This is a genomic window from Fibrobacter sp. UBA2449, assembly GCF_002342555.1.
Lineage (GTDB): Bacteria > Fibrobacterota > Fibrobacteria > Fibrobacterales > Fibrobacteraceae > Fibrobacter.
The window spans coordinates 313703-319981 of the sequence record NZ_DDQF01000010.1 but is presented as its reverse complement, the minus strand read 5'-3'; the positions used below and the strand labels follow the sequence as shown (position 1 = coordinate 319981).

Genomic DNA, 6279 nt, shown 5'->3' with positions numbered 1-6279 from the left:
GTACATGGCCACCTTTAGGTGGGGGGGAGACCTCCCCCTTTTTTTAGACGAAAGAACGGACCTTCGGTCCTACAGACGAAAGATAAAAGAGAAAAATGGCGCTACGCGCAAAAACCATAAAAATTTCTCTCGCCTCTCGCCTCTCGTCTCTCGTCTATTTTCTATCTTTACCCGCACTATGAGTGAAGCTATTAACAATGTGAAGCAGGCGTTTGACGCAGAACTTGCGCAGACCGACCTTACGAACCAAGAAGCCGTCAACAACCTCCGCGTGAAGTACCTGGGCAAGAAGGGTGCCGTGACCGACCTCATGAAGCAGATGGGGAGCTTGAGCGCCGAGGAACGCCCGGCTTACGGCAAGCTCGTGAACGAACTTAAGGTCGCCGTCTCCGAGGCAATCGACAAGGCTATCGAGACTGCGAACCAGGCCGCCCTCCAGAAGAAACTGGAAAGCGGCTTTGTAGATACCACGCTCCCGGGTGCAGGCATCCCGGCGGGCTCGACGCACCCGCTCTACGACGTGCGCGAAGAGATTATCGACTTCTTTAGCCAGATGGGTTTCGAAGTGGACTTCGGTCGCGACATCGAGACGGACTGGTACAACTTCGAGGCGCTCAATACGCCGCCCGACCACCCGAGCCGCGACATGCAGGACACCTTCTACGTGGACGACAAGGTGATGTTGCGTACGCATACTTCCGGCACGCAGATCCACTACATGGAAACGCACAAGCCGCCGTTCCGCATGATTGCCCCGGGCCACGTGTTCCGTGTGGATAACGATGCGACCCACGCCCCGATGTTCCAGCAGTGCGAAGGCCTCGTGGTGGACGAAAACATCAGCTTTGCAGACCTCAAGGGTGTGCTGCAGGTGTTCATGAACAAGCTGTTCGGCGAAGGCGTCAAGACGCGTTTCCGTCCGAGCTTCTTCCCGTTCACGGAGCCCAGCGCCGAAATGGACGTGAGCTGCGTGTTCTGCGGTGGCAAGGGTTGCCGTCGCTGCAAGGGAACCGGCTGGATGGAAATCGGCGGTTGCGGTTCAGTGGACCCGAACGTGTTCAAGAACTGCGGCATCGATTCCGAGAAGTACACGGGCTTTGCATTCGGCTTCGGTCTCGACCGTATCGCCATGCTGCGCCACGCCATCCCGGAAATCGGACTCCTGACCAGCAACGACCAGAGATTCCTGAGTCAGTTTTAGGTTAGACGAAAGAAATGAAAAGAGCGGGCTTTTGCGGCCCGCTTTTCTTGTACAAAAAAGAGATTCCCGCCTTCGCGGGGATGACAATTGTTGTGCGGGGATGACGCTTGTTACTTGCAGCGGTGGAAGTCGTCTTCCACGCGGATGATGTCGTCTTCGCCGGTGTACTCGCCCACCTGGACTTCCACGATCACGAGCGGGAGGCGGCCTTCGTTCTGCAGGCGGTGAACTTCACCCACCGGGATGTAGGTCGATTCGTTCGGGCGCACATAGAACACCTTGTCGCCAACAGTGCAGGTTGCGGTACCGCTCACAACCACCCAGTGTTCGGAACGGTGCAGGTGCTTCTGCAGGGAGAGGCGCTTGCCAGGCTTCACCACTATGCGCTTCATCTTGTAGCGTTCGGTGGATTCGAGCACGGAGTAGGTTCCCCACGGGCGGCTCACCGTCTGCGGCACGTTGATAAGGTCGGAGCCGCGCTGCTTGAGCTCTTCCACAACCTTCTTCACCTTCTGGCTGCTGCTAAGCGGGGCCACGAGCAAAGCGTCCGGAGTGTCAACGATGAGCATCTTGTCGAGGTCAATCGTCGCGATGGCACGCTGGCTACCCATCACGAGGGAGTTCTTCGAGCCCACCGCGATATGACGCGGGTTCACGTTGTTGCCGTTCTCGTCGTGCGGGTATTCCCCATACAAACTATCAAAGCTTCCGAGGTCGCTCCAGCCGATGTCGCTCGGCACGACCTTCACCTTCTTGGACTTCTCCATCACGGCGTAGTCGATGGAGTTGCTCGGAATGGCAAGCATGTCGTCGCGGTTGATGCGGATGGGTTCACCGTCCTCGATGGTCGCGTTGGTAAGCGCCTTCTGTGCGGCGGCGAGCATCTCCGGAGAATACTTGCCGAGTTCCGCGAGGAATGTCTTCGCCTTGAAGCAGAAAATGCCGCTGTTCCAGTAGAAGTTGCCTGCGAGCAGGTACTTCTCGGCGGTCGCCAAGTCGGGCTTTTCCACGAAGCGCTTCACGTTCTCGCCATCGGCCTCGATGTAGCCGTAGCCCGTCTCGGGGCTCGTGGGCGTGATGCCGAACGTCACGAGGTTACCCGCCTCGGCGAGTTCCTGCGCACGGAGGAGAACCTTCTTGTACTCGTCCTTCTTGCGGATTACGTGGTCCGACGGGGACACGAGCACGATGGTTTCCGGATCCATGGTAAGGCAGGCAAGCGCAATCGCGGGCGCAGTGTTGCGGCCCACGGGTTCCAGCAGGAACTTGCTGCCGGTCATGCCTTCGACTTCGAGCTGGTCCTTCGCGAGGAAGAACTGGTCGGCGTTCGAGACGATAAACTGCGACTCGCAGACGGCGGCGTTCGTGACGACCGTCTTGCGGAACAGGGACTGCCCGTCAAAGAGCGGGGCAAACTGCTTGGGCATGAGGGAACGGCTCACGGGCCAAAGGCGCGTGCCCGAACCGCCACAAAGGATAAGGTTAATCATAATCTATTACCACCCATCTCTAGAAATCAGCTCAATGTTACGAGTCGTGCTAGCCCCGTAGTTTATGATCGATGCCGTAGGCAAGATCAAATTCACGAGACGGTTCCACGTACCAAGATCGGAAGCATCGACATAGACAACATCGCGCGAATTCAGGTTGAAGCGTTCGGCCATCGCGAGCGCCATCGCGTTCTTCGCATTCAGATGATACACGTCAATCTGCTTTTCCGAAGTGTTACGGATAACATAAATAGACTTAGAAGACGCATATGTCGTCTGCAGGCCACCAGCCGCAGCCAATGCCTCGACGAGCGAGAGCTTACCCTGGTTCACGTTCACGGCACCGGTCCTTGCGACTTCGCCCATCACGAACACGCGATTTTCCTTCTGGGTCTCGCTGAGAGTCGGAATGAAAATCTGGTCGTCCGGTTTCAGGAGAATCTTGTCGAGCGGGAGGTTCGCCTTGAAGGCATCGAGGTAATTGATGCTATAGACCTTGTCGCCACGGCGCAGTTGCATTCCAGAGGGGTCGGCCTCTTCAGCAAAGCCGCCCACACCAGCAATCGCTGCAGGAATGGTCATCGGAAGTTCGTTAAAGGAAATGTAACCCGGTTTGTTCACTGCACCGGAGATAAACGCCTTGAGGCTGTTGTAACCCGTCACGCGCACATCGACCTGCGGATCGTTCAAAATCTTGTCGGAAAGGCGCTTCGTGATTTCGGCACGAAGTTCCTGCGCCGTAAGACCCGCGGCCTTAATCTCGCCAGCATAGGGGTAGAACAGCGTGCCATCGGTCGTCACGCGCTGGCCGGCAGGCTGATACTGGCCCATCGGGGACGTGAGTTCCGGGTGTTCCCAAACGACCACCTGGACCATGTCCAGAGGACCGATGCGGTATTCAAGACTCGGCAGGGAATCCACGAACAGTTCTGCAAGCTCGCCGAAATCCGACTTTGCAGAATCACCGGCAGCAGCCGTGCCCGTGCCAAAATCACCGTTTTCGATAGAGTGGACAACCACCTTGATGCCGTTGTATTCGGCGGATCCTTCCGCATCACCTTCCGGCACCGACATTCGCATGTGGGGGCCCAGCGAGCAGCCGCCCATGACGAGGGCAACACCGGCAGCAAGCAAAAGATTCAATTTTTTCATTATTGAGCCTCGCTCTGTTTAATCTTCTCGACCCAATAAGGGGTCAGTTTAGAAATAAAGTTCCAAGCCAACACAAAAGCACTTTCGGGCCTACGGTAGGGGTCGGGGACATCGACCTGCTGAGCCTCGCCATAGCGATGGACCTTGTCGCCAAGGGCCGGATAGCGGCGCAAAAGTTCCGCCTTGTGCCCATTTTCCATAACCAGGACAAGATCCGCCCACTTGAGGATATCCAGGTTTATTTGGCGAGCACGGTGCGCGCTCATATCAATACCATGTTCAAGAGCGATCTTCTGGCTGATTTCGTGCGCAGGATGATCCACCAAGGCGCCAAGCCCGGCGCTCATGACTTCAAAACCCTCACCGAGTTCCTTTTTCAAAAGGTATTCTCCCGTGGGGCTACGGCAAATATTTCCCGTACAGACAACTAAAATATGCTTCATTGCTCTTAAATTAGAAAATTATATCATAAGAGATGCCCGGCTGCGCGGGCATGACAAAAGGAATTACACTTCAAACGCGAAGCCCAGGTCCTTGAGCGGCGGGTTCTTCGTGTCCTTTTCGGAGAGAAGCGGTTCAAAGCCGTTGCCCACCGGCCACTTGATGCCGATTTCGGGGTCGTTCCACATGAGGCCGCCTTCGTCCTTCGGGTCGTAGAGGCGGGTGCACTTGTACACGAAAGTCGCAGTTTCACTGAGCACCACGAAACCGTGCGCAAATCCCTCGGGAATGTAGAACTGTTTCTTGTTTTCGGCAGAGAGCGTAACGCCTTCCCACTTGCCAAACGTCGGGCTACCCTTGCGCAGGTCCACCGCCACGTCGAAGACTTCGCCTTCGATCACGCGGACAAGCTTGCCCTGCGGATTCTTCTTCTGGAAGTGGAGTCCGCGGAGCACGCCCTTCTTGCTCTTGGACTCGTTGTCCTGCACGAAGACCATATTGAGGCCAGCGGCGTCGAACTCGCCCTTGTTGTAGGTTTCCATGAAGTAGCCGCGATGGTCGCCATAGACCGTCGGCTCGATGATTGTCACGCCCTCGATGGAGGTTTTGATAAAGTTAAACTTTCCCATTATCTGTTCCCGTACATTTTTTCGTAATACTTCTCGTAGTCGCCGCTCGTGATATTGTCGAGCCATTCCTGATTGTCGAGGTACCAGCGCACCGTCTTCTCGATGCCTTCCTCGAACTGCAAGGACGGTTCCCAGCCGAGTTCCTTCTGGAGCTTGGTGGAGTCGATGGCATAACGCGCGTCGTGGCCCAGGCGGTCCGTGACGTAGGTGATGAGGTTAATGTCCTCGCCTTCCGCGCGGCCGAGCAGCCTATCGACGGTCTTGATGACGACCTTGATGATGTCAATGTTCTTCCATTCGTTGAAGCCGCCGATGTTGTACGTCTCGGCAATTTTGCCGTTATGGAAAATCACGTCGATGGCACGGGCATGGTCTTCCACGAAGAGCCAGTCGCGCACGTTTTCGCCCTTGCCGTAAACCGGGAGCGGTTTCTTGTGGCGGATATTGTTGATGAAAAGCGGGATGAGTTTTTCGGGGAACTGGTACGGGCCGTAGTTGTTACTGCAGTTCGTGACAATCGTCGGCATGCCGTAGGTGTCGTGGAACGCGCGCACGAAGTGGTCGGAGCCTGCCTTACTGGCTGAATACGGAGAATGCGGCGTGTACTTCGTCGTCTCGTAGAAGAAGTCGTCGCCGTACGCCAGGTGGTGTTCGCTGGAGCTAGCCGTCGTGGTAAACGGGGGCGTGATGCCTTCCGGGTGGTTCATCTTGAGGGCACCATAGACTTCATCGGTCGAAATGTGGTAGAAGCGCTTGCCCTCGTACTTTTCGGGCAATGATTCCCAGTAGAGCTTCGCAGCCTGAAGCAGGCTCAAAGTTCCCATGACGTTCGTCTTGGCAAACGTGAACGGGTCCTTGATGGAGCGGTCCACGTGGCTTTCTGCCGCCAGGTGGATGATACCGTCTACATGTTCGTCCTGCATAAGCTTGTAGAACGCGTCGAAGTCGCAGATGTCCATCTTCACGAACTTGTAGTTCGGCTTGTTCTCGATATCCTTGAGGTTCGCGAGGTTGCCCGCATAGGTAAGCTTATCGAGGTTGATAATCTTGTATTCCGGGTACTTGTTCACAAAGAGGCGAACTACGTGGCTTCCGATAAAACCTGCACCGCCGGTAATGACAATGGATCGTTTCATGCGATTCTCCAATTATTTGGGGATAATATAGAAGTTGCAGCCCGCCGCTCCAAGTTGAAATATCGCTTTTTGAGCGAAAAAAACCAATTTTTCACCTGCAATCGTAAATTTCCATTTACACTTTGTTGCAAATCGTTCAATAGTATTTGGGCAGGGCCGTCAATTTTTCGCGCACTCCTGCCATTTTCAATATACATTTGAGGCGTGTAGTGGTATTAGGGTTACTTTCA

6 protein-coding genes are annotated in these 6279 nt (G+C 55.4%); 1 reads left to right on the top strand and 5 read right to left on the bottom strand.

Translation table 11 applies throughout. The annotated features are described in order from the left end of the window. The first annotated feature begins 178 nt into the window (after nucleotides 1-178). Nucleotides 179-1201 (top strand): phenylalanine--tRNA ligase subunit alpha, encoded by a 1023-nt coding sequence (gene pheS, locus B4B27_RS07290; protein WP_072801315.1) that lies wholly within the window; start codon nucleotides 179-181, stop codon nucleotides 1199-1201. A 110-nt stretch (nucleotides 1202-1311) separates the two neighbouring features. Here the strand turns inward: pheS and B4B27_RS07285 are convergent, their stop codons facing one another. From B4B27_RS07285 to B4B27_RS07265, 5 genes are all read right to left on the bottom strand, one after another. Next, nucleotides 1312-2691, bottom strand: coding sequence for a mannose-1-phosphate guanylyltransferase/mannose-6-phosphate isomerase (locus B4B27_RS07285; protein ID WP_290725144.1), 1380 nt, complete (start codon nucleotides 2689-2691; stop codon nucleotides 1312-1314). Between the two features lie 6 nt (nucleotides 2692-2697). Next, nucleotides 2698-3843, bottom strand: coding sequence for a polysaccharide biosynthesis/export family protein (locus B4B27_RS07280; RefSeq protein ID WP_290725142.1), 1146 nt, complete (start codon nucleotides 3841-3843; stop codon nucleotides 2698-2700). After that, entirely contained in the window at nucleotides 3843-4286 is a 444-nt protein-coding gene (locus tag B4B27_RS07275; protein ID WP_073113508.1) for a low molecular weight protein-tyrosine-phosphatase, read from the bottom strand. Before B4B27_RS07275 ends, B4B27_RS07280 begins: the two co-directional genes overlap by 1 nt. 63 nt (nucleotides 4287-4349) lie before the next feature. Beyond that, a complete protein-coding gene (gene rfbC / locus B4B27_RS07270) occupies nucleotides 4350-4913 on the bottom strand; it encodes a dTDP-4-dehydrorhamnose 3,5-epimerase (protein WP_290725138.1) in 564 nt (187 codons plus the stop codon). Next, entirely contained in the window at nucleotides 4913-6049 is a 1137-nt protein-coding gene (locus B4B27_RS07265; protein WP_290725136.1) for a dTDP-glucose 4,6-dehydratase, read from the bottom strand. Before B4B27_RS07265 ends, rfbC begins: the two co-directional genes overlap by 1 nt. Nucleotides 6050-6279: the final 230 nt, after the last annotated feature.

Bases quoted from the DNA above. Each gene is read 5' to 3' on its own strand.
- B4B27_RS07280 (WP_290725142.1), bottom strand. From the start codon at position 3,843: ATGAAAAAATTGAATCTTTTGCTTGCTGCCGGTGTTGCCCTCGTCATG.
- B4B27_RS07285 (WP_290725144.1), bottom strand. From the start codon at position 2,691: ATGATTAACCTTATCCTTTGTGGCGGTTCGGGCACGCGCCTTTGGCCC.
- B4B27_RS07275 (WP_073113508.1), bottom strand. From the start codon at position 4,286: ATGAAGCATATTTTAGTTGTCTGTACGGGAAATATTTGCCGTAGCCCC.
- rfbC (WP_290725138.1), bottom strand. From the start codon at position 4,913: ATGGGAAAGTTTAACTTTATCAAAACCTCCATCGAGGGCGTGACAATC.
- pheS (WP_072801315.1), top strand. From the start codon at position 179: ATGAGTGAAGCTATTAACAATGTGAAGCAGGCGTTTGACGCAGAACTT.
- B4B27_RS07265 (WP_290725136.1), bottom strand. From the start codon at position 6,049: ATGAAACGATCCATTGTCATTACCGGCGGTGCAGGTTTTATCGGAAGC.